The 23,720-nt window shown below is 47.1% G+C and carries 11 protein-coding genes, 13 tRNA genes and 4 rRNA genes; 27 read left to right on the top strand and 1 reads right to left on the bottom strand.

Annotated features, from left to right (window positions below):
* The first annotated feature begins 63 nt into the window (after positions 1-63).
* The 19 genes from M1D71_RS25860 to M1D71_RS25770 all read left to right on the top strand — a co-directional run bounded on the left by M1D71_RS25860 (position 64) and on the right by M1D71_RS25770 (position 8,020).
* Positions 64-681 carry a stage II sporulation protein M gene (locus M1D71_RS25860; protein ID WP_458124232.1) on the top strand — a complete coding sequence of 206 codons (618 nt, stop codon included), beginning with the start codon at positions 64-66 and terminating at the stop codon, positions 679-681.
* A gap of 154 nt (positions 682-835) precedes the next feature.
* A complete protein-coding gene (locus M1D71_RS25855; RefSeq protein WP_458124231.1) occupies positions 836-1,066 on the top strand; it encodes a hypothetical protein in 231 nt (76 codons plus the stop codon).
* 526 nt (positions 1,067-1,592) lie between these two features.
* Positions 1,593-3,145: ribosomal RNA gene (locus M1D71_RS25850) — 16S ribosomal RNA — on the top strand.
* Between the two features lie 157 nt (positions 3,146-3,302).
* Positions 3,303-3,419, top strand: a 5S ribosomal RNA gene (gene rrf / locus M1D71_RS25845).
* Between the two features lie 36 nt (positions 3,420-3,455).
* A tRNA-Ile gene (locus tag M1D71_RS25840) sits at positions 3,456-3,532 on the top strand.
* Between the two features lie 22 nt (positions 3,533-3,554).
* Positions 3,555-3,630: transfer RNA gene (locus tag M1D71_RS25835), tRNA-Ala, on the top strand.
* Positions 3,631-3,837: 207 nt separating this feature from the next.
* A 23S ribosomal RNA gene (locus M1D71_RS25830) occupies positions 3,838-6,765 on the top strand.
* A gap of 142 nt (positions 6,766-6,907) precedes the next feature.
* A 5S ribosomal RNA gene (rrf, locus tag M1D71_RS25825) occupies positions 6,908-7,024 on the top strand.
* The 16S, 23S and 5S rRNA genes sit together here with 13 tRNA genes alongside, the layout of an rRNA operon.
* An 84-nt stretch (positions 7,025-7,108) precedes the next feature.
* Positions 7,109-7,184, top strand: a tRNA-Asn gene (locus tag M1D71_RS25820).
* A 3-nt stretch (positions 7,185-7,187) separates the two neighbouring features.
* Positions 7,188-7,260 (top strand) — tRNA-Thr (locus M1D71_RS25815).
* A 10-nt stretch (positions 7,261-7,270) separates the two neighbouring features.
* A tRNA-Glu gene (locus M1D71_RS25810) sits at positions 7,271-7,342 on the top strand.
* A 7-nt stretch (positions 7,343-7,349) separates the two neighbouring features.
* Positions 7,350-7,425 (top strand) — tRNA-Val (locus M1D71_RS25805).
* Positions 7,426-7,435: 10 nt separating this feature from the next.
* Positions 7,436-7,510 (top strand) — tRNA-Gln (locus M1D71_RS25800).
* 9 nt (positions 7,511-7,519) lie between these two features.
* A tRNA-Lys gene (locus M1D71_RS25795) sits at positions 7,520-7,595 on the top strand.
* A gap of 6 nt (positions 7,596-7,601) precedes the next feature.
* A tRNA-Leu gene (locus tag M1D71_RS25790) sits at positions 7,602-7,682 on the top strand.
* Positions 7,683-7,692: 10 nt separating this feature from the next.
* Positions 7,693-7,767, top strand: a tRNA-Gly gene (locus M1D71_RS25785).
* A gap of 7 nt (positions 7,768-7,774) precedes the next feature.
* A tRNA-Arg gene (locus tag M1D71_RS25780) sits at positions 7,775-7,851 on the top strand.
* A gap of 14 nt (positions 7,852-7,865) precedes the next feature.
* A tRNA-Pro gene (locus M1D71_RS25775) sits at positions 7,866-7,939 on the top strand.
* A 10-nt stretch (positions 7,940-7,949) separates the two neighbouring features.
* Positions 7,950-8,020 (top strand) — tRNA-Gly (locus M1D71_RS25770).
* Between the two features lie 216 nt (positions 8,021-8,236).
* Here the strand turns inward: M1D71_RS25770 and M1D71_RS25765 are convergent.
* Positions 8,237-8,575, bottom strand: a complete 339-nt coding sequence (locus M1D71_RS25765) for a WGxxGxxG family protein (RefSeq protein WP_458124230.1) — start codon at positions 8,573-8,575, stop codon at positions 8,237-8,239.
* A 582-nt stretch (positions 8,576-9,157) separates the two neighbouring features.
* Here M1D71_RS25765 and ppc point away from each other — a divergent pair.
* From ppc to ectB, 8 genes are all read left to right on the top strand, one after another.
* The gene (gene ppc / locus M1D71_RS25760; RefSeq protein WP_458124229.1) at positions 9,158-11,950 is read left to right on the top strand and encodes a phosphoenolpyruvate carboxylase; all 2,793 of its coding nucleotides are present in this window, start codon (positions 9,158-9,160) and stop codon (positions 11,948-11,950) included.
* A gap of 259 nt (positions 11,951-12,209) precedes the next feature.
* The gene (sigW, locus tag M1D71_RS25755; RefSeq protein ID WP_458124228.1) at positions 12,210-12,776 is read left to right on the top strand and encodes an RNA polymerase sigma factor SigW; all 567 of its coding nucleotides are present in this window, start codon (positions 12,210-12,212) and stop codon (positions 12,774-12,776) included.
* 136 nt (positions 12,777-12,912) lie between these two features.
* On the top strand, positions 12,913-13,527 hold the full coding sequence (locus M1D71_RS25750; RefSeq protein ID WP_036614042.1) for a zf-HC2 domain-containing protein: 615 nt from the start codon (positions 12,913-12,915) through the stop codon (positions 13,525-13,527).
* 311 nt (positions 13,528-13,838) lie between these two features.
* Complete coding sequence (gene cdaA, locus M1D71_RS25745) at positions 13,839-14,675, top strand: diadenylate cyclase CdaA (RefSeq protein WP_145325921.1); 837 nt, start codon at positions 13,839-13,841, stop codon at positions 14,673-14,675.
* The gene (locus tag M1D71_RS25740; protein WP_458124227.1) at positions 14,668-16,161 is read left to right on the top strand and encodes a CdaR family protein; all 1,494 of its coding nucleotides are present in this window, start codon (positions 14,668-14,670) and stop codon (positions 16,159-16,161) included. Before cdaA ends, M1D71_RS25740 begins: the two co-directional genes overlap by 8 nt.
* A 71-nt stretch (positions 16,162-16,232) precedes the next feature.
* Positions 16,233-17,573 carry a phosphoglucosamine mutase gene (gene glmM / locus M1D71_RS25735; protein ID WP_458124226.1) on the top strand — a complete coding sequence of 447 codons (1,341 nt, stop codon included), beginning with the start codon at positions 16,233-16,235 and terminating at the stop codon, positions 17,571-17,573.
* Positions 17,574-18,483: 910 nt separating this feature from the next.
* Complete coding sequence (gene glmS / locus M1D71_RS25730) at positions 18,484-20,316, top strand: glutamine--fructose-6-phosphate transaminase (isomerizing) (protein WP_458124225.1); 1,833 nt, start codon at positions 18,484-18,486, stop codon at positions 20,314-20,316.
* Between the two features lie 1,728 nt (positions 20,317-22,044).
* Positions 22,045-23,328, top strand: a complete 1,284-nt coding sequence (gene ectB / locus M1D71_RS25725; protein WP_458124224.1) for a diaminobutyrate--2-oxoglutarate transaminase — start codon at positions 22,045-22,047, stop codon at positions 23,326-23,328.
* The last annotated feature ends 392 nt before the right edge of the window (positions 23,329-23,720 follow it).

Below are 23,720 nucleotides of genomic sequence, written 5' to 3'. Positions count from 1 at the left end.
CTGCCCAGTTATTCGTCACTAATCCTTGTTTGTCCATCATTTTAGATTCTACAGGAGGTTATTATGTTAAAATTCAGTACATTTCTTAAAGATCTTGGGTCCATCCGTAGTGCATTGATCTGGTCCGTAGTTTTATTTGCTGCAGGAATAGGGGCAGGATGGGTGAGTACGGGTCCACTAGAGGAATTGTTGTTAAACCAAATTGGGGGCTTACGAGAGGTCAGTGAACGGCTGGAGCAGGGGGGCAATGTGCAATGGAACTTCTTCCTGTTCATCTTTTTCAATAATGCGATCAAAAGCGTACTTGTCATCTATGCCGGTATATTCTTCGGAATCCTGCCGGTTATCTTTCTGTTAATCAATGGTATGGTCCTTGGATTTGTAGTGCACACCACGATGAATTATGGGGCAAGCTTTTATGATATTGTGGTTAAGGGCTTACTTCCACATGGCATTATTGAGATTCCGGTCATCATCATTGCTTGTGCATTCGGACTGAAGTTTGGTGGGCTGGTTATCAAAAGTCTTGTCCAACTTGGAAGTGACAAACGAAATATGATTGGTACACGGTGGAGAGTATTCATGAACAGAACGTTAACCGCATCCTTCTGGGTTGTCATCTTGCTTCTTGTTGCAGCAATCATTGAAAGTACACTTACATATGCTCTGGTGAGAGGATAAAATTTTGTGATGGCCGGCATTCATAAATTTTCAGAAAGTTGACCATAACAATAAAACGGGTTCAAGCAGCACCCACAAAAAGCGAATACAAAGGGTGTTGCATGAAACTGAGTAAGTGTAATTAAAGAGGCTATGCACAAAAAGGAGAACTCTAATGCTGGGTATGTTGTTTAACGAGAAGGAATGCAAGGAACTAGACTATGTGCTGCGTAAAGAGTTAGATGAAATGCTGTTCGATCTAAGTGATAATCGTCTTGACCAAGAGATCAAATATGCTATCGCGAGCCGATATAAGACTGTGTTCCGTATGTATGCACGCTTTGCCCCGCCAAAAGAGTTGTCCAAGTATGCAAGAGGTGGGAAGCTGAAAAAGTCGAAGCTGTAATGATTAAGCTGGTCATATATTAGCTGTATAGTAGTGGAAGTGAGGTGCGGCTCTTAAAAAGTGGGTGCTGTACCTCTGAACCATGATCATAGCGAATTTGTCATAAGGGTTAAACTATTTGTCGAAAAAGGGTTGACCTTTCTAAATTCATATGGTAAATTAATTTTCGTTCCTTTTTTAGGAGCGGTTCACTGAAACAAGCATGAAAATAAAGCGATTTAAAATAATCGAAAAATAATGCTTGCAAAGAGAACTTCAATATGATATATTATAAAAGTCGCCGCTGAAACGACGACAACTTGAAAGACAGCAACAAATTGAATGTTTGATCTTTGAAAACTGAACAACGAGTGAGTAAACATTCTGCTTGCAGAATGAACGCGAAAGTTTGAGACAAGCCTTGGCTTGGATCGACTGGAGCACAAATGAGATTTTTAATCTCGTCAGATTCAAAATGAGCTTATCGCTCTTTTCAAATACTTGAGATGAATTTCATAGCGTTTAACCGCGCTACTGAAATTCGTCTTTATTGGAGAGTTTGATCCTGGCTCAGGACGAACGCTGGCGGCATGCCTAATACATGCAAGTCGAGCGGACTTGATGAGAAGCTTGCTTCTCTGATGGTTAGCGGCGGACGGGTGAGTAACACGTAGGCAACCTGCCCTCAAGTTTGGGACAACTACCGGAAACGGTAGCTAATACCGAATAGTTGTTTTCTTCGCCTGAAGAGAACTGGAAAGACGGAGCAATCTGTCACTTGGGGATGGGCCTGCGGCGCATTAGCTAGTTGGTGAGGTAACGGCTCACCAAGGCGACGATGCGTAGCCGACCTGAGAGGGTGATCGGCCACACTGGGACTGAGACACGGCCCAGACTCCTACGGGAGGCAGCAGTAGGGAATCTTCCGCAATGGGCGAAAGCCTGACGGAGCAATGCCGCGTGAGTGATGAAGGTTTTCGGATCGTAAAGCTCTGTTGCCAGGGAAGAACGCTTGGGAGAGTAACTGCTCTCAAGGTGACGGTACCTGAGAAGAAAGCCCCGGCTAACTACGTGCCAGCAGCCGCGGTAATACGTAGGGGGCAAGCGTTGTCCGGAATTATTGGGCGTAAAGCGCGCGCAGGCGGTCATTTAAGTCTGGTGTTTAATCCCGGGGCTCAACCCCGGATCGCACTGGAAACTGGGTGACTTGAGTGCAGAAGAGGAGAGTGGAATTCCACGTGTAGCGGTGAAATGCGTAGATATGTGGAGGAACACCAGTGGCGAAGGCGACTCTCTGGGCTGTAACTGACGCTGAGGCGCGAAAGCGTGGGGAGCAAACAGGATTAGATACCCTGGTAGTCCACGCCGTAAACGATGAGTGCTAGGTGTTAGGGGTTTCGATACCCTTGGTGCCGAAGTTAACACATTAAGCACTCCGCCTGGGGAGTACGGTCGCAAGACTGAAACTCAAAGGAATTGACGGGGACCCGCACAAGCAGTGGAGTATGTGGTTTAATTCGAAGCAACGCGAAGAACCTTACCAGGTCTTGACATCCCTCTGACCGGTACAGAGATGTATCTTTCCTTCGGGACAGAGGAGACAGGTGGTGCATGGTTGTCGTCAGCTCGTGTCGTGAGATGTTGGGTTAAGTCCCGCAACGAGCGCAACCCTTATATTTAGTTGCCAGCACTTCGGGTGGGCACTCTAGATAGACTGCCGGTGACAAACCGGAGGAAGGTGGGGATGACGTCAAATCATCATGCCCCTTATGACCTGGGCTACACACGTACTACAATGGCCGGTACAACGGGCTGCGAAATCGCGAGATGGAGCCAATCCCAACAAAGCCGGTCTCAGTTCGGATTGCAGGCTGCAACTCGCCTGCATGAAGTCGGAATTGCTAGTAATCGCGGATCAGCATGCCGCGGTGAATACGTTCCCGGGTCTTGTACACACCGCCCGTCACACCACGAGAGTTTATAACACCCGAAGTCGGTGGGGTAACCGCAAGGAGCCAGCCGCCGAAGGTGGGATAGATGATTGGGGTGAAGTCGTAACAAGGTAGCCGTATCGGAAGGTGCGGCTGGATCACCTCCTTTCTATGGAGAATCGTTTCCTGTAACGGAAACATTCAAATAAGCAGGTTCACTGAACCTGCGACCGCAATTCATTTCGGTCCTTCACCTTGGTGTGGATGAAATGAAGAGCAAAACTACTCACTCGTTGCTCAGTTTTGAGAGCTCAAACTCTCAAACGTTTGGTGGCGATAGCGAAGGGGTTCCACACGTTCCCATCCCGAACACGACCGTTAAGCCCCTCAGCGTCAATGGTACTTGGACCGCAGGGTCCTGGGAGAGTAGAACGCCGCCAAGCGTAACCCATTTTGGGTTCAAATAGTATATATAATGTGGGCCCTTAGCTCAGTTGGTTAGAGCGCACCTCTGATAAGGGTGAGGCCGGTGGTTCGAGTCCACCAGGGCCCACCATCTACACCTTTTAACTTCATATGGGGCCATAGCTCAGCTGGGAGAGCGCCTGCCTTGCAAGCAGGAGGTCAGCGGTTCGATCCCGCTTGGCTCCACCAAAATTGTTTTACAAGTTTGTTCTTTGAAAACTAGATATCGAAACGAAAGCAAATGCGAATTAGAACATTCCTTTTTAGCTGAACTTGTGCAAACAAGTCAAGTGTATAAAGGTAGTTAAATTGCTTTTGCGATGGTATCGGGTGGGAGCGACTTTTGGATTTGGACGCAGTCCAAACCAAGGGAAGCGACCGAAACCGGAGCAAAAAGGTTAAGCTACTAAGAGCACACGGAGGATGCCTAGGCGCTAGGAGCCGATGAAGGACGTGGCGAACAACGAAACTGCCTCGGGGAGCTGTAAGCAAGCTTTGATCCGGGGGTGTCCGAATGGGGAAACCCAGCTGGGGTAATTTCCAGTTACTCACAACTGAATACATAGGTTGTGTAGAGGCATACCAGGGGAACTGAAACATCTAAGTACCCTGAGGAAGAGAAAACAATAGTGATTCCGTCAGTAGCGGCGAGCGAACGCGGAGAAGCCCAAACCAGAGAGCTTGCTCTTTGGGGTTGTGGGACGTCTCACATGGAGTTACAAAGGAACCGGTTAAGCGAAGAGGTCTGGAAAGGCCCGCCAAAGAAGGTAAAAGCCCTGTAATTGAAAGTTGGTTCCCTCCGAGACGGATCCCGAGTAGTGCGGGGCACGTGAAACCCCGTATGAATCCGGCAGGACCATCTGCCAAGGCTAAATACTTCCTAGCGACCGATAGTGAAGCAGTACCGTGAGGGAAAGGTGAAAAGCACCCCGGAAGGGGAGTGAAATAGAACCTGAAACCGTGTGCTTACAAAAAGTCAGAGCCCGTTTTAGGGGTGATGGCGTGCCTTTTGTAGAATGAACCGGCGAGTTACGTTCCCGTGCAAGGTTAAGGTGAAGAGCCGGAGCCGCAGCGAAAGCGAGTCTGAATAGGGCGATATAGTACGTGGACGTAGACCCGAAACCGGGTGATCTACCCCTGTCCAGGGTGAAGGTGCGGTAACACGCACTGGAGGCCCGAACCCACGCATGTTGAAAAATGCGGGGATGAGGTGGGGGTAGCGGAGAAATTCCAATCGAACTCGGAGATAGCTGGTTCTCCCCGAAATAGCTTTAGGGCTAGCCTCGGAAAACAGAGTCGTGGAGGTAGAGCACTGATTGGGTGCGGGGCCCGCAAGGGTTACCAAGCTCAGTCAAACTCCGAATGCCATAGACTTACTTCCGGGAGTCAGACAGTGAGTGCTAAGATCCATTGTCAAAAGGGAAACAGCCCAGACCATCAGCTAAGGTCCCCAAGTGTGTGTTAAGTGGGAAAGGATGTGGAGTTGCACAGACAACCAGGATGTTGGCTTAGAAGCAGCCATCATTTAAAGAGTGCGTAATAGCTCACTGGTCGAGTGACTCTGCGCCGAAAATGTAACGGGGCTAAACACACCACCGAAGCTATGGCTTGATGCTTTGCATCAGGGGTAGGGGAGCGTTGTATAAGGGTTGAAGGTGTACCGTAAGGAGCGCTGGACATTATACAAGTGAGAATGCCGGTATGAGTAACGAAAAGATCAGTGAGAATCTGATCCGCCGAAAGCCTAAGGGTTCCTGAGGAAGGCTCGTCCGCTCAGGGTAAGTCGGGACCTAAGGCGAGGCCGAAAGGCGTAGTCGAAGGACAACAGGTCGAAATTCCTGTACCACCGTAAGCCGTTATGAGCAATGGGGGGACGCAGTAGGGTAGTGACGCGGACTGATGGATGTCCGTCTAAGCAGTAAGGCTGATGTGTAGGCAAATCCGCACATCGTAAGGCTGAGCTGTGATGGGGAGTGAAAATTACAGTAGCGAAGGTCATGATCTCACACTGCCAAGAAAAGCCTCTAGCCAGGTGATGGTGCCCGTACCGCAAACCGACACAGGTAGGCGAGAAGAGTATTCTAAGGCGCGCGGAAGAACTCTCGTTAAGGAACTCGGCAAAATGACCCCGTAACTTCGGGAGAAGGGGTGCCCCGGTAGTGTGAATAGCACGAGGGGGCCGCAGTGAAAAGGCCCAAGCGACTGTTTAGCAAAAACACAGGTCTGTGCGAAGCCGTAAGGCGAAGTATACGGGCTGACGCCTGCCCGGTGCTGGAAGGTTAAGGGGAGTGGTTAGGGACTAGTCCCGAAGCTGTGAACCGAAGCCCCAGTAAACGGCGGCCGTAACTATAACGGTCCTAAGGTAGCGAAATTCCTTGTCAGGTAAATTCTGACCCGCACGAATGGCGTAACGACTTGGGCGCTGTCTCAACGAGAGATCCGGTGAAATTTTAATACCTGTGAAGATGCAGGTTACCCGCGACAAGACGGAAAGACCCCATGGAGCTTTACTGCAGCTTGATATTGAATTTGGGTACGATCTGTACAGGATAGGTGGGAGCCTTTGAAACGTGAGCGCCAGCTTGCGTGGAGGCAACGTTGGGATACCACCCTGATCGTATCTAGGTTCTAACCTGGTACCGTAATCCGGTGCGGGGACAGTGTCAGGTGGGCAGTTTGACTGGGGCGGTCGCCTCCTAAAGAGTAACGGAGGCGCCCAAAGGTTCCCTCAGAATGGTTGGAAATCATTCGAAGAGTGCAAAGGCATAAGGGAGCTTGACTGCGAGACCTACAAGTCGAGCAGGGACGAAAGTCGGGCTTAGTGATCCGGTGGTACCGCATGGAAGGGCCATCGCTCAACGGATAAAAGCTACCCTGGGGATAACAGGCTTATCTCCCCCAAGAGTCCACATCGACGGGGAGGTTTGGCACCTCGATGTCGGCTCATCGCATCCTGGGGCTGAAGTAGGTCCCAAGGGTTGGGCTGTTCGCCCATTAAAGCGGTACGCGAGCTGGGTTCAGAACGTCGTGAGACAGTTCGGTCCCTATCTGTCGTGGGCGTAGGAAATTTGAGAGGAGCTGTCCTTAGTACGAGAGGACCGGGATGGACGTACCGCTGGTGTACCAGTTGTTCCGCCAGGAGCACCGCTGGGTAGCTATGTACGGAAGGGATAAACGCTGAAAGCATCTAAGCGTGAAGCCCCCCTCAAGATGAGATTTCCCAGTATGTAAGACCCCTTGAAGACGACGAGGTAGATAGGCTGGGGGTGGAAGTGCAGCAATGCATGGAGCTGACCAGTACTAATCGGTCGAGGGCTTATCCAATAGCAAGTTCTAATCGCAACTTTCGTTTCGAATCTAGTTTTCAGAGAATGATCTCTGAAATGAAAATTGGTACATCACAGAACGTGTGTATGATTTTCAGTTCCATATCTGATTTCAAGAAGCTGTGCTTCGACAAATCGCGTTTGGTGGCGATGGCGGAGGGGTTCCACACGTACCCATCCCGAACACGACCGTTAAGCCCTCTAGCGCCGATGGTACTTGGACCGCAGGGTCCTGGGAGAGTAGGACGCCGCCAAGCGAACTCTTTCATCATACATAGAAAACAGGCTCTGCATGTGGACGTTGTACGATGAGTTGCATTTGCACCGCAAATGCATATTATTCCCTGATAGCTCAGTTGGTAGAGCACTCGACTGTTAATCGAGTTGTCACAGGTTCGAGCCCTGTTCGGGGAGCCATTTGCTCTCATAGCTCAGTAGGTAGAGTGCATCCATGGTAAGGATGAGGTCACCGGTTCGATCCCGGTTGAGAGCTTTGAAAATGGGGCCCGTTGGTCAAGGGGTTAAGACACCTCCCTTTCACGGAGGTAACAGGGGTTCGAATCCCCTACGGGTCATATAGATGGAGGCTTAGCTCAGCTGGGAGAGCATCTGCCTTACAAGCAGAGGGTCGGGGGTTCGATCCCCTCAGCCTCCACCATCTAATTTAATGGGGATTAGCCAAGCGGTAAGGCAACGGACTTTGACTCCGTCATGCATAGGTTCAAATCCTATATCCCCAGCCATTTTATTATGAGTCATTAGCTCAGTTGGTAGAGCACCTGACTTTTAATCAGGGTGTCGAAGGTTCGAGCCCTTCATGACTCACCATCATATGCGCGTGTGGCGGAATTGGCAGACGCACTAGACTTAGGATCTAGCGTCTTTGACGTGGGGGTTCAAGTCCCTCCACGCGCATCCCTTATTTGCGGAAGTGGCTCAGCGGTAGAGCATCGCCTTGCCAAGGCGAGGGTCGCGGGTTCGATTCCCGTCTTCCGCTCCATTACTTTGCGCCCTTAGCTCAGCTGGATAGAGCGTTTGACTACGAATCAAAAGGCCGGGAGTTCGAATCTCTCAGGGCGCGCCATTATTTTTTAGTATCGGGATGTAGCTCAGCTTGGTAGAGCACCTGGTTTGGGACCAGGGGGTCGCATGTTCAAATCGTGTCATCCCGATTGTTGTTATGCGGGTGTAGTTCAATGGTAGAACTTTAGCCTTCCAAGCTAATAGCGTGGGTTCGATTCCCATCACCCGCTTACATGATATAAAGAAAAAGTCTTTGCAGATGCAGAGGCTTTTTTGATTTGTATTTTACGGTATGAAACATCAATTATTATATGTATTACATTTCTGCTTAAAAGAGCCAAGACCCCTTTGCTATTAAATAGGGAGGTCTTGGCTCTTGTGTTTACTCCTGCTTCTAAGGTACCGCCAAAATGCAGCGGTAGTGTTGTAACGTGCCTTAATTTCTGTTAACGATCGTTACGATCCGTAACTCTTTTACGCATGCCAGCTAGACCCAACAGTCCCAGCAAACCGAGCCAGCCCCAATCCATACCGTTGTCACGGTCGGTGGTATTGGCATTAGCACGAACGTTATTGGCACGATAGTCACCATTGTTGCGGTAGTTCCCATTCATGTTCATGTTGGTGTTGGTGTTTGTACGGTCCATGTTGTTGGTGTCCTGATAAGACTGGACACGTGAACCATTAGTAGCCATTGCGTTGGTCATATGACCATCAGCAGCAGCAGGGCCAGCTATTGACGCGACAAGAAGCACAGAAGCAATAATAGTTGTGACTTTTTTCATGATTTGGATTCCTCCTTTTTTGGTAAGAGCCTATAGACTAATCTGCCCAAGAAGGTAAGAATATTATGTAGAAATGGTCTGTTAAGATATTCCTTTGATTACACTTGTTTATCAAACATACATAAGAAACTTTCCTAATAAGCAGACTGTATAGGAAGAAAATTTATAATTACATCTTTAATTTATTGCGTCACTGTGGTAAAGTATACAAAAGCTTGCTTTGCCGGTCATGTTTCTTTGTATGGCATCTGTTTTTAGGCAATGAAATTATGCGGTTCAACCTTACAATCAGGTACATTGGATATATCTAAAGCCACTGCATATTTATGAAATTTTAAGAATAGGTATGAGACATTTGAGTTATCTAAAGTACGTGAAAAAGGTATCATGCGACAGCATATGACCATTAATTGAAGCAGAACAAGAAAATGAATAAAAAAGCGTGTTTTTGTGCTGTAAATCGGGGATAAACCCCATTTTTTCTAGTAGAAAAGTAAAGATTTTCGTGCCATTTTATTGTATGATGTTATGAAGGTGTCAAATTTACGTGTACGAATGGAACGATCAGATGGGAGGATAAGCATGACTGAAACTATGGTAACCGCCAGCAAAAGCCAATCCAACAACCTGCTTCGGCGAGACGTGCGGTTCCTGGGCAATATACTCGGGGAAGTTCTTGTCCATCAAGGCGGCACGGAGCTTCTAGATATCGTTGAGAAGATTCGGGAAACGAGCAAATCATTGCGTGCAGAATTTCTGCCAGAACTGTATGAAGAGTTCAAAACGATGATCCAGGAATTAGACTCGGACAATCGTCATCAGGTTATTCGGGCTTTCGCTATTTATTTTCAATTAGTTAATATTGCTGAACAAAACCATCGGATCCGGCGTAAACGGGATTATGAGCGTTCTGCAGGGGACGCGGTACAGCCAGGATCAATACAAAAAGCAGTACAGGATCTCAAGGAACGTGGACTGTCTCATACGGAAGTAGAAGAGATTCTGGACGAATTATCACTGGAACTCGTTATGACAGCTCATCCAACCGAAGCCATGCGCCGGGTTATTCTGGACATCCACAAACGAATATCCGAAGATGTCATGCTACTTGATAATCCTACGCTGACGTTACGTGAACGTGAACAGTTGCGGGAAAAACTGCTAAATGAGGTTATTACACTCTGGCAGACAGATGAACTTCGCGACCGCAAACCGACTGTACTCGATGAAGTGCGGAACGGGATGTATTATTTTCACGAAACGTTGTTCCACGTACTTCCGGATGTATATCAGGAGCTGGAACGCTGCCTGAATAAATTTTATCCTGACCATGACTGGCATGTGCCGACGTATTTGCGTTTCGGTTCCTGGATCGGTGGAGACCGGGATGGAAATCCTTCGGTAACTTCAGATGTAACATGGCAGACGCTGTTAATGCAACGCAAGCTCGCTTTGCGTGAATACCAACGGATTATGATTGAACTTATGGGCCACCTCAGCTTCAGCACGAACATCATCCATGTATCGGATGAGCTGGTGCAGTCGATTGAGCAGGACCGTAATTATGTTACATTGAAAAAAGTGGATATCTGGCGGAATGAGAAAGAGCCATACCGCATCAAATTGGCTTATATGATAGCCAAGCTGAACAATGTACTGGATGAGAACAAATCAGGTCAGCCTGACCGTTATGATAGCGCTCAGGATTTGATTGATGATCTGATGATTATTGATCGAAGTCTGCGCCATCATTTTGCCGATTACGTAGCGGATACGACTATTCGCAAAATGATTCGTCAAGTGGAGTTGTTTGGTTTCCACACCGCAGCATTGGATGTGCGTCAGCACAGTAAGGAACATGAAAATGCGATGTCTGAGATTTTGGCCAAAATGAACATTGTAGAAGATTATGCGCGTCTGACAGAGGACGGTAAAATCGATCTGCTTGCTCGTCTGCTGGATGATCCGCGTCCGCTTACTTCTCCTTATCATCAATACACGGAGGGAACCAAAGAGTGTCTGGATGTCTTCCGTACCATTAAGCGTGCCCAGAACGAGTTCGGGGCTGGCTGTATCACCAGCTACCTGATCAGTATGACGCAGGGCGCAAGTGATTTGCTGGAGGTTATGGTATTTGCGAAGGAAGTGGGCTTGTTCACCAAAGGACACAACGGTGAAATTACATCTACACTTCAGGCAGTTCCATTGTTTGAAACGATTGATGATCTACATGCGGCTTCGGATATTATGCAGAAGTTGTTCAACCTTCCTGTATACCGCGCAAGCGTAAGAGGACGCAATGAACTGCATGAAATCATGCTTGGTTATTCAGACAGTAACAAGGACGGCGGAGTGGTTACAGCCAACTGGGAACTGCGCGTAGCAATGAATGCCATCACGGCTGTAGGTAATGAACACGGTGTTAAACTGAAGTTCTTCCATGGACGTGGCGGAGCTCTTGGTCGTGGCGGCATGCCGCTTAACCGTAGTATTCTTGCTCAACCACCGCATACGATTGGTGGAGGCATCAAGATTACGGAGCAGGGAGAGGTCATTTCTTCCCGTTATTCCCTTCAAGGGATTGCATACCGCAGTCTGGAGCAAGCAACTTCGGCTCTGATCACGGCAGCACTTAATGGTCTTGAGCCGCAAGAGTCAGCATCCGAGCGCCATTGGGACAGCATCATCAAAGAAATTTCGGAAGTATCCCTGACAAAATATCAGGATCTGATTTTCCGTGATCCAGACTTCTTCACTTTCTTCAAGGAATCAACACCGCTTCCGGAGGTTGGTGAACTGAATATTGGTTCCCGTCCATCCAAGCGTAAGAATAGCGATAAGTTTGAAGATCTGAGAGCGATCCCGTGGGTATTCGCATGGACACAAAGTCGTTATCTGCTTCCGGCATGGTATGCGGCAGGAACAGGACTGCAAAGTTACTATCAGGATAAAGAGGAAAATCTGATTGTCCTGAAAGAAATGTATGCAAGCTTCCCATTCTTCCGCACGCTCATTGATACGGTGCAGATGGCAATTGCCAAAGCAGATCTTGTGATTGCCAAAGAATACTCAGCCATGACTTCCAACAAGGAAGCACGTGATCGCATTTACGGTCAGATCGAAGCTGAATTCAAGCTCACAAAAGAGCTGATTCTTAAAATTACCGGAGAAGCTGAAATTCTGGATGATGTACCGGTTATTCAGGAATCCATTCGCCTTCGTAATCCTTATGTAGATCCGTTGTCCTACATGCAAGTTCAACTTCTGAGCGAGCTCAGAGATATGCGCGAACGTGGTGAGGATGATACGGAACTGCTTAGAGAAGTATTGCTGACCATTAACGGCATCGCTGCGGGACTGCGTAATACAGGTTGATTATCAAACTGTTCAAATGAATGATTATATGAAACAAAGTACCCATTACTTGGTTAACTAAAAGCTCCATTCTCTGCTCTACGGAGTGAGAGATGAAACGGGACTCCTGCTGGAGTTCCCGTTTTTACTGTTTTTGGCGGATATTTGTCATACAGTCTTGATTTTTGACCAAAGTTGATTTACGATTTGATTGGTGAATTACAAGTGTGGACGGGTATCAGAAGACGGAAGACCCATCAGCATGTCTGGGGGAATAAGGGTGGACAATTTGGAGAATAGGCTTGTGAAACTGGTGCTTAAGGGCGACCAGAGAGCCTTCGCAGAAATCGTTGAACTATATAAGGACAAGCTGTTTCATTTGGCATACCGGATGCTGAACAATCGTCATGAAGCTGAAGACGTTGTGCAGGAGACGTTTTTACGTGTGTTTCGTAATATGGAGAAGTACGATCCGAACCAGAAGTTTTCAACCTGGATCTACCGGATTGCGACCAATCTGTGTATTGACCGACTGCGCAGAAAGAAACCTTCATACTCGTTAGATGCCGAACTGAATGATCAAGAAGGATCTGATGGTTATGCGATGCTCCCGAGTGATGATCGTACACCGGAGAGTGAAGCACTTCTGTCAGAGACGCAGACACTCATTCGTGAGGCCATTGACAGTTTGCCAACCAAGTATAAGTCCGTTATGATTCTGAGATATTTACAGGACTTGTCGCTACAGGAAATCAGTGATGTGACAGGTATGCCCGTAACAACGATTAAGACACGCGTTCATCGGGGCCGTGATTTTCTACGCAAAAAATTGGAGTATAAGTTATAAATGTTAAACGCCTTTAAATCTGGGCGAAATTAATTGAAACATATCCGAAACGGATGCGTATGTAATGTATGCAAGTCTTATGCGTCCTTTTTAATGGCTCATGGACTAAGTGATTTAAGAAAGGATTGGCTCTCATATGGATTGCAACTCGGCCGTCTCTTTAATGCATGAATGTTTGGATGAGTCGTTGTCCCCGGCCCAGAAGGTTGAACTGAAAAGTCACCTTGTGATCTGTCCGGATTGTCGCATGCGCTTTAAAGAGTTGGAACAGACGGAAATGTTACTCTTTGCCATGAAACACTATTCACCGTCTGCCTCGGATGAGCTGACCAATCGAATTATGAATGCTCTGCCCCAGCCCAAGAGACAGCAAGCATGGCTCAAATGGGTCAAAGGACATCCCGCGCTGACGGCGGCAGCCTTCTTTTTGGTCGTGATGCTCTTTAGCGCCTTGAATTTCTGGAATCAGAACAACGAAATGGTCGTTAAGGGAAATAATCTGGACCAGATCGTGATTCAGGGTAACACGGTTATTGTTCCTGAAGGTAAGTCTATTGCTGGCGATCTTACGATAGAAAATGGAACTGCACAAGTATATGGTGATGTGAACGGCAATCTGACGGTTATCGACGGACAACTGTTTCAGGCTTCAACGGCGCATATTTCAGGTCAGGTGAAAAGTATTGATCAGGCGCTGGACTGGTTCTGGTACAAAATAACCAATATGGTAAATGAAGTAGCTTATCGCTAGAACAGGGTAAATCTTCAATGGTATATACCAAGCAGGGTACCTCCAGATTGCATGGGGTACTCTTTTTTATACGTAAACTTTGTAATTCATGGTAAATGTGTGATGTTTATGTGCAGTTTGTGACTGCCGTAACTTGCAACCTGAACGTTAACGTTATAACCTAGATACTAAAGAGAACATACTACTACATATAGATAAGCATTTTGCAGGAATCCAATGATGTAAAATGCGGAGACAAGGATTATATAAAATCCTAATGGTTAATATGAGATCAGGGTTCACTCATCAATGGGGATAGCGGGGGCTGGCTTATGAATTATTTTGCTGACTTAACGTGGAAAGAGTCCATTAAGGACGTTATCGATATATTGATCGTTACCTATATTATGTACAAACTTATTTTGCTTGTGCGGGGTACGCGTGCGGTTCAGCTCCTAAAAGGAATTCTGTTCCTTGTGCTGATCTGGGCATTAAGTACGTGGCTAAACCTGTATACGCTCAAGTGGTTGATGAACCAGATGTTTACGTTTGGTGTCGTTGCGGTGTTCATTATCTTTCAGCCGGAACTACGTCGTGGTCTGGAGCAATTGGGACGTGGGAAGCTGTTTGGACGATCAGCGGCAGCAAGTGATGAAGAATTAACGGTGTTAATTGGTGAGATTATTAAGTCTGTTAATTATTTGTCACGACGTAAAATTGGCGCATTGGTCGTATTTGAACGTGAAACGGGTCTGAACGATTACACGGAATCGGGCATTAAGATGCAATCTCTCGTCAGCTCCGAGCTGATGATTAACATTTTTATTCCAAATACACCGCTCCATGATGGAGCCGTCATCATACAGGGAAAACAGATTTCGGCGGCAGCCTGTTATTTGCCATTATCAGAAAATCCGTTTATCAGCAAGGAATTGGGAACACGCCACCGTGCAGCAATCGGGATTACCGAAGTTGCAGATGCGATCTGTTTGGTTGTCTCTGAGGAGACAGGACAGGTGTCGCTGGCGATGAATGGACAGGTCGTTCGTGATATTAAGGAAGAATCGCTGATTGCCAAACTGTATGAGGAGTTGCGCCCTACATCCAATCTGAAAAAGAATGGCTGGACAACCTTCTGGAAACGGAAGGGAGGACGTAACAATGGATAAGTGGTTTAACAACAATAACTTTGCCAAAATACTTGCACTTGCGGTAAGCCTGCTGCTCTGGTTCATGATACATCTGGATGAAGTACCAACCACCCCTACGATTACGACAGGGACAACCAATAAGGTTGTGGAACGTACGGTGCCTGTTCAACCTTATGGATTAGATAGCAACAGTTATGTGCTTACTTCATTAAGTACCGATGAGGTCAGGCTGGAAATCAAAGGGCAGCGTTCGATGCTAACATCGATTTTTACCAATGACGATTATAAGGTACTGGTTGATCTGAGTCAGGTGAAAGATGGGTCTAATACACTTCCGCTGGTGCCTGATCTGCCTTCCGGGGTAGAAGTGGTCAGCATGGAGCCTTCCATGGTTACCGTGAATGTAGAAAAATTGGGCACCAAATCTTTCAATGTGAATATTGTACCCGAAGGAGAAGCATCCGCCGGATACAACGCTGGGACGCCCGTAGTTGAACCTTCAGCTCCGGTTAAGGTAACTCTGCCCGAAGGGCAACTCGAGGCTGTAGTGAAGGTTCAGGGCAGTGTGAGCGTGAAAGATGCCAAGGAAGATGTCATACAGAAAAAAGTGAAGCTTCAGGCATACGATGCTGAAGGCAAGGTCCTTGAAAATGCGATTATAATGCCACAAACGGTTGAAGTCCGGGTTCCGGTCAATCAGCCCTATACATCTGTACCCTTAAGAATCAAATATTCGGGACAGTTGCCTGAAGGCCTGGTTCTCTCCACGGTAGAGCCAAGCGTGAAAGAAGTCTCGGTTTATGGATCAGAGGATGTGCTTGCGGGTATACAGTCCTACGACCAAGTAACCCTTGATCTGACGCAGTTTGAGCAGTCGGGTACGTCGACAGTTAACGTGGACTTGACGCCGCCTTCCGGTTTTGAGAAAATCGAGCCTAGTTCGATTCAGATTAAGGTAACCATATCCCCATTTGACGAGGCAGAGGAGACGACGAAAGTCTTTCCGAATGTTCCCATCACACTTACGGGTACGGGGAATGGACTGGAAGGTACGCTGGTTACGCCTAGAAGTGGCGGTCTAAACCTTACACTCACAGGCTCAGCGAGTATGCTTGAGGGTCTGAGTAGTGATGATCTCACGTTGACGGGGGATCTTGCTGGACTTGCGGTCGGAACGCATGAGATCGAGCTTGAAGCCGACCTGCCCCGTTTTGCCAAACTGGATGAATCATCTAATGCTCTGAGTGCAACGGTCAAAATTAGCGAAAAGGCTGAAGATACAACGACCACTCCTAGCGAAGAACCGACGGATGAGGGAACGGTAGCACCTGACCCGACACCAGCCGAGGTTGAAAATGGGGAAACCGAGCCTGTTCCTGATGAAGAAGAGACGGAATCGAATACGGACAATCAGGATCAGGGTCAACAGGGGAGCACAACCAATCGAGGTAATTTAAATAATAATAACAGCGGTAGTGGCAGTAAAAGTGGCTCAAATCCGTAACGTTCTAATTCTAAAATGTTTAAAAAATAATAACAGTGCTCGTATATGATGCGAATAGAAGGAGTTAAATCATGGGGAAATATTTTGGTACAGACGGTGTAAGAGGGGTTGCCAATAAAGAGCTAACGGCAGAGCTGGCTTACAGCATTGGACGTTGTGGTGGTTACGTGCTTGCAGGGGGTGTGGAAAGACCGAAAGTGGTTATCGGCATGGATACTCGTATATCGGGATTGATGTTAGAATCCGCATTGGTTGCAGGTCTGTTGTCCATCGGCGCTGATGTAATTCGTCTGGGCGTTGTATCCACTCCGGGAGTGGCATACATTGCACGTTTGTTGAAGGCTGATGCGGGCGTGATGATCTCGGCTTCCCACAATCCGGTTGAAGATAACGGAATCAAGTTCTTTGGCGGAGATGGCTTCAAGCTGTCCGATGAGACAGAGAACCGGATTGAAGAGCTGATGGATGCGGAGACAGATCAATTGCCACGGCCAGTTGGTGGCGGTCTGGGTACCGTAACGACGGATGAGGAATCCCGCTATCGCTACCTCGATTTCCTGAAAACGACTGTAAATGAGTCATTCTCTGGTCTTAAAATTGTTCTGGACTGTGCAAACGGCGCAGCTTATGAGCTCGCACCGAAATTGTTCAGTGAACTTGGCGCAGAAGTCATTGCTATTGGCGCTGAGCCTAACGGCCTGAATATCAATGAGCAATGTGGATCAACTCATCCAGAGAACCTGAAACAGGAAGTGCTCAAACATAAAGCGGATCTGGGTCTTGCTTTTGACGGGGATGCCGATCGTCTGATTGCTATTGATGAGACAGGCGCTGAGGTGGATGGAGACTTCATTCTGTGTATCTGTGGTGATGCAATGAATCGTGCAGGCAAGTTGAAGGACAGTACCGTTGTATCGACCGTTATGAGTAACATCGGATTCTACAAAGCAACGGAGAAACTTGCACTGAAAACAGCTAAAACTGCAGTAGGTGACCGTTATGTGATGGAGGAAATGCGTCGCGGCGGTTACAACCTGGGCGGAGAGCAGTCCGGCCATGTTATTTTCCTGGATTACAATACAACTGGAGACGGTATGCTGACTGCGATTCAACTCGTGGATACACTCAAGGCTTCAGGTAAAAAACTGAGTGAACTAAAAGCGCTGATGACCCAGTACCCACAAGTATTGGTCAATGTGCGTGTTGAAGATAAGAGCAAATACGAGGGGAATTCTGCGATTGAGCAAGCTATTGCTACAGTAGAACAACAACTCGGCGATAATGGACGTGTACTCGTTCGTGCTTCAGGTACTGAATCCCTGATCCGTGTTATGGCGGAAGGACCAGATAAAGAAGAACTTAAACAATATGTGTCTCAAATCGCAGATGTAGTGCAAAAAGAACTGGTATAGGACTGGAAGAAATCCCTTCTGCATGGAATTGTTGTGTAAAAGGGGTCTAATAGAACAAGATTTAGGACTTATAATACGTGTTCAAAAAGTCGGGTTTTCAGTACCGAGAAGATGGAGTGAAGATAGAAATGGAGTAGCGGAGCGTAGGGAAACTACGTGAGCAACGGACATTTCGGCTGAATTTCATATTCGATGCTGATGATGCCTATAGGCATGATTCGTAATCAAAAGCGGACTTTTTGAATTACCTCTAATAGTGGAATATTCCTGCGTCCCGGCCTGATGAGACCAAGGGTCCGTTTATCCGGTCGGGATTGTGGGTAAATATGCTGAAATTGTCACAGGTACTTTGCTCCATTGCAAAATGGACCTGACGTGCATATAATGAGTGGAGTCGTCATTCAGACACAGAAAGTGAGGGACGTAAGGTTACAGTTACACAAGCGCCAGAGCTTGGAGTTGCGCGGGATGATGTTGATCAGGATTTCTTCTAGGTTGAAGAACGGCTGATTAAGATCAACGGCAATCAAGCTGACGAGGTGGAGGTGTTCGGATTGTTCGGCGGGGACCTCCCGGTGAAGCACCAGAGCCGTAAACCGGATTGCGGAAAATGGATGGGTGACTGTCCACACAACGCGCCGGTGTAGGTGCAAGAGTTAAACTAAAATTCAAATGAATGTGCGTGAAGAGCGTAAACAGTACGCGGACGGGAAAATGATGTACATTCATGATTGCATTCATAACAGCTTATGATGACAGCGGGGCGACACGAGGTCGCTCTGATCATTGATAATTGAATAGGTAACAAGTATTCATGAAACGCTAGGCAATCATTCATTTTTCCGATATGCCGCCTCTGCCTGTTTCTCTTCGTGACACAGTATTCATATACAAACGGAGGAAATAAACTATGTGCGGTATTGTTGGATATATTGGTAATAAGAACACTCAATCGGTATTGGTCGAAGGATTGAAGAAACTCGAGTATCGTGGTTATGATTCTGCAGGTATCGCGGTATTCACACCGGAAGGTCTGCAAATCACGAAAGCTCTCGGTCGTCTTGCGAATCTTGAAGCCAAGCTGAATGGTGCACCACTGGTAGGTAATGCCGGGATCGGACACACACGTTGGGCAACTCATGGTAAACCATCGGATGAGAACTCCCATCCACACACGGATGGAAGCCAAAAGTTCTCTGTTGTGCATAACGGTATTATTGAGAACTATCTGGATCTGAAGGACGAATTGATGGCTCAAGGTCACACGTTCACTTCCGAGACAGATACTGAAGTTATCTCTCACCTGATTTCACGTGAATACAATGGTGATATTGTTAAAACAGTGCAAAAAGTGATTACGTTGTTGCGTGGCGCATTCGCACTGGGTGTATTGACAGAGCATGAGCCTGAGAAACTCGTAGCTGTGCGTCAAGCAAGCCCATTGATTATTGGTATTGGTGAAGGCGAGAACTTCATTGGTTCCGACATCCCGGCAATTCTGGAACATACACGTAACGTGTACATTCTGAATGATGGTGAAATGGCTGTATTGACACATGATGCTGTCGAATTGATGACGATTGAAGGCAACTTTATTTCTCGGGAAATGATTCGTGTCGATTGGGATGCTGTAACCGCAGAAAAAGGCGGATTCGAGCACTTCATGCTGAAAGAAATTCATGAGCAACCAAAAGCATATCGTGATACAATGCTGGGTCGCATCGATAATGAAACCAAAAAGGTTCAACTTCCTGAGTTGAAAATGACAGAAGAACAAATTAAAAATATCCGTAACGTTCAAATCATTGCATGTGGTACAGCGTACCATGCAGGTCTGGTTGGACGTACAGTGATTGAGCAATTGGTACGTATTCCGGTTGAAACAGATGTGGCTTCCGAGTACCGTTACCGTTCCCCAATCGTGCACAAAGATACACTCGTAATTGTAGTGAGCCAATCTGGTGAAACTGCCGATACGCTTGCCGCATTGCGCGAAGCACAATCCAATGGCGCACATGTACTGGCAATCACGAACGTAGTGGGCAGCTCCATTGCGCGTGATGCAGATGATGTTATCGCAACATTGGCAGGTCCTGAAATTGCAGTAGCTTCTACCAAAGCGTATACTTCACAGTTGATCGCGTTCAACTTGCTCGGTCTGTACCTTGCACAAGTTCGTGGTACTCAATCTGCAGAAGAGATCGCACACACGCTGGCAGCGATGCAAGCATTACCTGAGCAAGTGGAATCCATGTTGGAGCAAGCAGAAGCAATCAAAGGATATGCAGAGCAAATCTCCAAACATGAACATCTCTTCTTCATCGGCCGTGGTCTTGACTATGCAGTAGCTCAAGAAGGATCGTTGAAACTAAAAGAGATCTCTTATATTCACTCCGAGGCTTATGCTGCGGGTGAGTTGAAACACGGTACGCTTGCATTGATCGAAGACGGTATCCCTGTTATTGCCCTGGCAACACAGGAAAACGTACTTGAGAAAACAGTGAGCAACATTAAAGAAGTGAAAGCACGTGGTGCGGATGTACTGGCAATTACGTACGAAGAGCACGTAGCACCATTGCTGAAATCCGTAGACCAAGCGTTTGCAATTCCTAAAACATTGCCATTGCTTAGCCCGGCTCTGTCCGTAGTTGCACTGCAATTGCTGGCATACTACGCTTCCCTGGCACTGGGTCACGATGTGGATAAACCACGTAACCTGGCGAAAAGCGTAACAGTTGAGTAAGGGCATTTATGTTTAATTATGTCCATTGATAAAGAAGAAGTGTGGAACCAGCGACAAAAGTATGGAACTACACGAACTGTTGTCCAATGACATGGATAACTGGCTGATCAATAGAATCAGTAAAATAATAATTTTTAAATAAAAATGGTCCTGATGACTCTAAGTCATCAGGACTTTCTTGATGTTTAAGGAGGGGCAAACAATGTAAACCTTTGGAGAAAGGATAAAACCCATTCGGAAACTACATAAAAAACCAAAATTTTTAGGAATGGACTTTGAGTGAATTAAGCAAAATAAATACAAGCTTTCCTTAGACTTGATCTTGGCAATTCATAATCATATCGTTCTCTTTCAATTCTCAAGAAATTGACTGATACTACCAAAGTGAAACTATAGATTTTATAAAAATGAAAATAAAGCGTTATTCATCAAGTAGGTAAAGAAGTTAAAGTAGGTGGTTCTGAATATTAGAACCACCTTATTTGTGTTCGTGCATCGTATCCAACTTGCATACCAAAAAAACTTCAAGTTTGAATAAGAGACCCAAAAATTAAATGGAAATTTCCTGTATCTTTGTAGGGTCTGACTTACTAGTATCATGCGTTTATTAAGACTATTGGATTCTACGGGAGAAAGTAATATTTTTGCTCAAGTCTTAAAGATAAGATTTAGAGTGGCAGTAAGTCCGTCATGGTATAAAGGGGTGTAAAACCTCGCCGTGAGCAAGCTTGTGAGCAGAGGCAACTGCTCGAAATTTTCCGTAAGCCAAGTATATTATGCGATTTAACAATGGCTCTGAAGTAAGGCAGAGGAGCGTATTAGGGAAGTCGTGAAGGAATGACTAGAACCTGCGAATATGCTCATAAATCATTCCAAGAAAATTTGGAATATTTAAACCCGAAAATACAGGGTTCGCGTAACCTACTATGCTACGACGTAAAGCGAAATGAAGATGACTAAACGTGACCGGTACTTCATCGACTCACAAAAGGGTACTCCAAGAAGCATTAACGAGCTCGATGGAGGAGCTCATTACGCGAAGTGAAATTAATGTCCGTTCAACTCAGACTCAGAACGCTGCTATGTAATCTGCATGCACATGAATGACGGACATCGGAAAGCGTCTGAGAGAAAACCTTACATACGGTTTGATGAGGAGGGGCAGAATATCCAGCCGACATCCGGTCACGTTTCCAGCCAGACTTCCAAAGATTCGTCAGGTAATCATGTTAAGTTATCGCAAAGCGCAAGGATTCGGAGCACGGCAGAGAATGTCTGCTGGGGATTTTTACCAAATTTCTGATATCTCGCCTGAATGTCGACACGCGTCGAATTCCTCGATTGATGGCAAACCAATCCCAGCGTTTCTTCTCCATTCCTCCTTTTTAGGTGAAAAATTAACACATTTATGTTTTATAGACCAAATTTAACAAAAGTTTTACTATATTTAACAAAAGATTTACTATACATTCTTCGAAATTTTGATATAATTCTACCTAGGTCATATTCCCTATTATACTAGAACATGGAATTATAGGTTTTATATACCTGTGTAAGCTGCGCGCGAGAGACCAGTCCACTGGATACCCAGCAAGCCGGCATGCGGGGACCAACAATTGTGGAAAATGACAACGAGAATATGTTGCTCCATGACGTCAGAAGGTTCAGAAAGGAAGGTTCAGAAAGAATGGGCCAACCTTATCCTAATTCCGATGGAGGATGAAGCGAGTGAGCATTTTTGAAAAGCTGGAATCGAACGTAAGATCGTACTGCAGAAGCTTTCCGGTAGTGTTCGACCGGGCCAAGGGGGACCTTTTATATTCTGAGGATGGAAGAGCATATATTGATTTTTTTGCAGGTGCCGGGGCACTGAATTACGGTCATAACAACGATTATATCAAGGACCAGATTCTCGAATACTTGACCTCCGACCGAATTATGCACGGTCTGGATATGTATACAATGGCCAAGCGTGAATTCATCCAGAGCTTCTCGGAGCGGATTCTGGAGCCGAAGAAGCTGAATTACAAGCTTCAATTCTGCGGTCCGACGGGGACGAACGCGGTGGAAGCGGCCCTGAAGCTCGCACGCAAAGCGAAGAAGAGATCCGGGATATTCGCATTCATGGGCGGGTTCCACGGCATGTCGCTCGGCAGCCTGTCGGCGACAAGCTCCAAGTCCATGAGGGAAGGAGCGGGGCTTCCTCTGGATGGAGTTACGTTCATGCCGCACCCGAGTGGGGCTTTCGGAGAAATGGATACGCTCGGCTATATCGAGAATATCCTGACTGATTCGCACTCCGGAATCGACAAGCCGGCCGCCATCCTGCTTGAAACGGTACAAGCAGAAGGAGGAATTCACGTCGTCGACGCGCAGTGGTTGCGCGGGCTGCATCAGCTTTGCCGAATGCACGATATCCTGCTCATTACGGATGAGATTCAAGTAGGCTGCGGCCGGACAGGCGAATTCTTTTCCTTCGAACGTGCGGGGATCGAGCCGGATCTCATTACCCTGTCGAAGTCGATCAGCGGGTACGGCCTGCCGATGTCCCTCCTGCTGTTGAAGCCCGAACTGGATCTATGGACGCCGGGCGAGCACAATGGCACCTTCCGCGGTAATCAGCTCGCTTTTGTGGCCGCCAAGGCCGCCCTCGAGTTCCGGGACAGAGCCGCCCTGGAAGCCCAAGTGAAGCAGAAAGAAGAGTTTGTGCGCTCGTTTCTTGATAAAGAAATCAAGCCTCTGCATCCGTCCATCGCCATCCGCGGACTCGGCCTGATCTGGGGCATTGACGTCTCGGGCTTTATGGATGAAGCCGGGGCGAAGCGGATGGCGGAGATCAGTTTCGAGAACGGGCTCATCATTGAAAGAGCCGGCAGAGGAGACCTCGTGCTGAAGATCATGCCTCCGCTGACCATTTCGATGGAGCATCTGGCCGCCGGTTGCGATATTATCAAGACCAGTATGCAGCAGGTGATCTCTCAGGAGACCCAAGATTTGCTGGTAACAACCTAATATCGACATACCCGATGGCCGCGCCCCGGCAAGAGGCGCGGAAGTGCTTCCTGGGGCTGTAAGGCCCTATGTTAAGATAACGTTCTCACCCCATTGGAAGATTTTCTCCCCATCCTGCCTGTTTTACTGTCAGGCAGGATGCAATTCACCGCCAATCCAAGGGCTGTCCCGTTCATGCAATACGGAGCATTCTTTGAGCCTCAATGCAGCACAATCGTCACATCTAATCGTCAGGATAAGCTCACTACCCCGCAGCCGGATCTTTACTTATCTATACTAGGGCTGCGGGGAATACACAAATCGTACATAGAGTGTATCAATACCCCCTTATACATAGGCTTCGACAAAGGCAGCTCAGTGCCGAATCCGGAGGTACGGTTTTCTCCTGCTGG

The organism is Paenibacillus sp. Z3-2, assembly GCF_054161325.1.
Note: the sequence above shows the minus strand (reverse complement) of the source record. Positions and strands in the feature narration are given on the sequence as shown.

What these genes read in the sequence shown, in the direction of transcription:
- glmM (WP_458124226.1), top strand. Translation starts at nt 16,233, where the DNA reads ATGGGGAAATATTTTGGTACAGACGGTGTAAGAGGGGTTGCCAATAAA.
- M1D71_RS25855 (WP_458124231.1), top strand. Translation starts at nt 836, where the DNA reads ATGCTGGGTATGTTGTTTAACGAGAAGGAATGCAAGGAACTAGACTAT.
- cdaA (WP_145325921.1), top strand. Translation starts at nt 13,839, where the DNA reads ATGAATTATTTTGCTGACTTAACGTGGAAAGAGTCCATTAAGGACGTT.
- M1D71_RS25765 (WP_458124230.1), bottom strand. Translation starts at nt 8,575, where the DNA reads ATGAAAAAAGTCACAACTATTATTGCTTCTGTGCTTCTTGTCGCGTCA.
- ppc (WP_458124229.1), top strand. Translation starts at nt 9,158, where the DNA reads ATGACTGAAACTATGGTAACCGCCAGCAAAAGCCAATCCAACAACCTG.
- M1D71_RS25860 (WP_458124232.1), top strand. Translation starts at nt 64, where the DNA reads ATGTTAAAATTCAGTACATTTCTTAAAGATCTTGGGTCCATCCGTAGT.
- M1D71_RS25750 (WP_036614042.1), top strand. Translation starts at nt 12,913, where the DNA reads ATGGATTGCAACTCGGCCGTCTCTTTAATGCATGAATGTTTGGATGAG.
- glmS (WP_458124225.1), top strand. Translation starts at nt 18,484, where the DNA reads ATGTGCGGTATTGTTGGATATATTGGTAATAAGAACACTCAATCGGTA.
- M1D71_RS25740 (WP_458124227.1), top strand. Translation starts at nt 14,668, where the DNA reads ATGGATAAGTGGTTTAACAACAATAACTTTGCCAAAATACTTGCACTT.